The 2,658-nt window shown below is 39.1% G+C and carries 3 protein-coding genes; all 3 read left to right on the forward strand.

All coding sequences use genetic code 11. The annotated features are described in order from the left end of the window. Positions 1 to 747, forward strand: a 747-nt coding sequence (locus tag AC3AX0_RS11115; protein WP_487550354.1) for a trimethylamine methyltransferase family protein, incomplete at its 5' end; no start/stop codon positions are given. Further along, positions 744 to 1,304 carry a proline racemase family protein gene (locus AC3AX0_RS11120; RefSeq protein ID WP_487550355.1) on the forward strand — a complete coding sequence of 187 codons (561 nt, stop codon included), beginning with the start codon at positions 744 to 746 and terminating at the stop codon, positions 1,302 to 1,304. The genes AC3AX0_RS11115 and AC3AX0_RS11120, both read left to right, overlap by 4 nt. 130 nt (positions 1,305 to 1,434) lie before the next feature. After that, on the forward strand, positions 1,435 to 2,658 hold a 1,224-nt coding region (locus tag AC3AX0_RS11125), incomplete at its 3' end, for a sodium:solute symporter family protein (protein WP_487550356.1).

Raw genomic sequence — 2,658 nt, forward strand, 5'->3', positions numbered from 1 at the left:
CTTGTATATTATCCAATGCCTATGGCAGGAGCAACAGCACCGGCAACAGCAGCAGGACTTCTAGCACAGAACCTTGCTGAATGTTTCCTAGGACTTGTATACCATCAGCTAGTTAATCCAGGAGCTCCAATCATCCATGGTGGAGTTGCATCTATAATGGATATGAAGACAACAAGATTCTGCTACGGTGCCCCTGAAACATATCTTCAAATTGCGGCACTTACAGATATTCTTCACTACTATGAAATACCAGTATGGGGAACTGCAGGACCTCTTGATGCCAAAACGCTTGACCAGCAGGCGGCAACAGAGATGACAATGGGATACTTGATGGCTGCACTTAGTGGACAAAACCTTGTACATGATACAGGACTAATGGATCAGGCAACAGTTACTTGTCCTGAAATACTAATACTTGCAAATGAGCAGATATCCATGGTTAGAAAGATAATGGAAGGTGTCGATGTAAATGAAGAAACACTTGCTCTAGATGTAATTGATCAGGCAATGACTTCAGGAAGTTTCCTTGCTGAAGAGCATACATTGAAGCACTTTAGAAAATTCTGGCAACCAACACTCTTTGACAGATCCACAGCAAAGGTTGCAGAAAAGACAATAACTCAGAAGCTTAACGAGAAGGCTATAGATATCATTGAAAACCATAAAGTAAAAGAGCTTGACCCAGCTAAGAAGAAAGCAATTCTTGAACTTGAGAAGAAGTGGATGAAAGAGAAAGCTACAGTATGAAAATCAAAAGAATGTTCACAACTGTAGATACCCATGTTAAGGGTATACCCGTCAGAACGGTGACGGGTGGGTTGCCATATATTCCTGGGAAAACTGTAGTTGAGAAGACTCTTTATCTAAAGGAAAATTCAGACTGGATTAGAAGAATGCTTATAGATGGACCAAGGGCAAATGAAAACCAGTCCGGCATAATCCTTACAGAGCCTTGCTGCAGTGAAGCTGATACAGGAATTATAAGCATGGACAGAAACGGATATGAAAATATATCAAAAGAAAGTATAATAGGAGTATCAACAGTAATGATTGAATCTGGCCTTGCTGACATTGTAGAACCCTACACATATATATGTTTTGAATCTATATATGGAAATATCAGTATAAAGGCAAGGGTGGAAGATGAAGTTGTAAAGGAAATTTCATTTAAAAACACGAATTTCGCAATAACCGAAAAGGTGTCGGGTGAAGCCGGATTTGGAAGTATTGAAGAGATTACAGGGAGAGCATATATAACAGGCATGCACACTTTTATAATGGATCCTGATGATCCTATTCAGTAATGACTTAAAGATTATAATATGCATAACAGATTTAATAAAAGAATTTTACTGCAGGCTAAGATTAGATTTAACAGTTTTATTAAGATATAATAGGTTGAAATATATAAATAAATTTTGGAGGAATTTTTATATGGATGGATACAGATTAGCGGCGTTAATTTTAATAGTAGCATATATGATTTTTTGTTTAGGGGTTGGATATGTCAAGAAAAGCGTTATTACAACCAGACAGGACTACTTCCTTGCAGGTAAAAAAACAGCATTAATAGTATTATTCTTTACAACCTTTGCAAGTTCAAGTGGAGCAGGAAACTTCATTGGACAGGCAGGAAGAGGATCATTGATGGGAATATCAGCGTACTGGTGGTTCCTGGGTGAAGCATTCCTTGCATGGATTATATTTGCAATGGTTATAGCTCCGCATTTGGCAAAATTCAGTTATATGACAATGCCGCAATATATTGCAGAAGAATTGTGCGGTGGAGACTTGGTGGTTAGAAGGGTTGCAGGTATTGCGGCTCTTATGCCAAATGTAGTATGGGCAGGTGGTCAGATTATGGGACTTTCCTATGTACTTGATCATTTGTTTGGAATAGACTACAGGCTCGCAGTACTTGTCACTTCAGTGGTCTTCATCTACTATACAGTACAGGGTGGACTTGAAGCAGTTATTTACACAGATACCTATCAGGGAATCATTCAGATTGCTCTGGCATTGTTTGTAATATTTTACGGTTTGAAAACTTTTGGATTCAGTCCTGAAATACTGAAGGAAAGAGTAACTGCGATAGACCCAACACACTGGGATCTTGGATCACTTGGACTTAAAGCAACAGTAGCATCATTCTTTGTCGCCTTCTTCGGAGGTCTGTCCAACCCAATATTGTGGAACAGGGCTTTTGCAGCCAAGGATGTAAGGGCAGCAAAGGGAGCATTTAGACTTAGTATGGTATCTACAATAGTTCTGGTATTCTTCGTTATTTCAATAGGAATGAGTGCAAGTACATTGAATCCAGGTGTTGGAGATCAGGCTCTTGTATGGCTTATAATCAATAAAATGCCTAAGTTCCTTACAGTTCTTCTTGGTCTTGGAGTTGCAGGTGCTACAATGTCAACAGCAGATACTCACCTTAATGCAGGTGCTGCAAACATAGTAGTTGACATTATCGATCCTGAAGAAAAGCTTTCAGAAGAAACAGCAATCAAATACAGTAGATATGCTACGTTCTTTGCAGGAATCATAGCAGTAGTTGGAGCAATGACATTCCCTACAATATACGACCTTGCTGCTGTTGGATATTCAGTCTGTGGTGGAGTTCTGATACCGTTGTTTGTAATAGGATATATCATGAAG

This window comes from Dethiosulfatibacter sp. (assembly GCF_983023055.1).

Coding starts and splice junctions, on each gene's coding strand:
- AC3AX0_RS11120 (WP_487550355.1), top strand. CDS start 744: ATGAAAATCAAAAGAATGTTCACAACTGTAGATACCCATGTTAAGGGT.